Origin of the sequence: Streptomyces sp. NPDC101166 (genome assembly GCF_044768125.1) — a bacterium.
Lineage (GTDB): Bacteria > Actinomycetota > Actinomycetes > Streptomycetales > Streptomycetaceae > Streptomyces.
Genome location: NZ_JBIWPF010000212.1, coordinates 1 through 1,209, shown reverse-complemented (window position 1 = coordinate 1,209; position 1,209 = coordinate 1). Strand labels below are relative to the sequence as shown.

Here is a 1,209-nt window from a genome sequence, read left to right as displayed (position 1 = left end):
CAAAAGGCCAGTCCGCCGCTCATGAGCTTGCCGCCAAACAGTTCCGCGAACGCCCTGTAATGCCGCATTCCGCGCTGACCGAACCGGCCACCGCGGACAGCCATCGACACAGCTGAGCCCCGCCCGGAACACCGGGCGGGGCTCAATGAGTCTGTGCGCGTGGCGGTTTGCCCGCGCGTTAGACGTTGAAGCGGAATTCCACGACGTCGCCGTCGGCCATGACATAGTCCTTGCCTTCGATGCGGACCTTGCCCGCGGCCTTGGCCGCTGCCATGGAACCCGCGTCGACGAGGTCGTTGAAGGCGACGATTTCGGCCTTGATGAAGCCGCGTTCGAAGTCGGTGTGGATAACGCCTGCCGCCTTGGGTGCGGTGTCGCCCTGGTGGATGGTCCAGGCCCGGGATTCCTTGGGGCCTGCGGTCAGGTAGGTCTGGAGGCCGAGGGTGTGGAAGCCGGCGCGGGCCAGGGCGTGCAGGCCGGGCTCGGACTGGCCGATGGACTCGAGGAGTTCGAGGGCGGACTCGTCGTCGAGTTCGATGAGTTCGGACTCGATCTTGGCGTCGAGGAAGACGGCATCGGCGGGGGCGACGGCGGCCTTGAGTTCGGCCTTCTTCGCCTCGTCGGTCAGGACCGATTCGTCGGCGTTGAAGACGTAGAGGAACGGCTTGATGGTGAGCAGGGAGAGTTCCTTGAGGAGCTCCACATCCAGCTCTTTCTGCGCGGCGAACAAAGTGCGGCCGCCGTCCAGGATTTCCTGCGCCTGCTTGGCGGCATCGGCGACCGGCTTGCGGTCCTTCTTGATGCGGGCTTCCTTGTCGAGGCGCACGACCGCCTTCTCCAAGGTCTGCATATCGGCGAGGATCAGCTCGGTTTCGATGACCTCGATATCGGCGAAGGGGTCGACCTTGCCGTCGACGTGCACCACGTCGTCGTCGGCGAACACACGCACGACCTGGCAGATGGCATCGGCCTCACGGATATTGGCCAGGAACTTGTTGCCCAGGCCCTCACCCACGGACGCACCCTTGACGATGCCCGCGATATCGACGAACGTCACGACGGCGGGGAGCTGGCGCTCGGACCCGAAGATCTCGGCGAGCGTGGCCAGCCTCGGATCGGGCAGCGGGACGACGCCGGTATTCGGCTCGATGGTGGCGAACGGGTAGTTCGCTGCCAATACGTCGTTGCGGGTCAGCGCATTGAACAGCG

Annotated in this window: 1 protein-coding gene; it reads right to left on the bottom strand. The window is 65.1% G+C overall.

Annotated elements, in window-relative coordinates; all coding sequences use genetic code 11:
- Window positions 1–178 precede the first annotated feature (178 nt).
- Entirely contained in the window at window positions 179–1,207 is a 1,029-nt protein-coding gene (ychF, locus tag ACIRS4_RS37810; protein ID WP_404204743.1) for a redox-regulated ATPase YchF, read from the bottom strand.
- Between the last annotated feature and the right edge of the window lie 2 nt (window positions 1,208–1,209).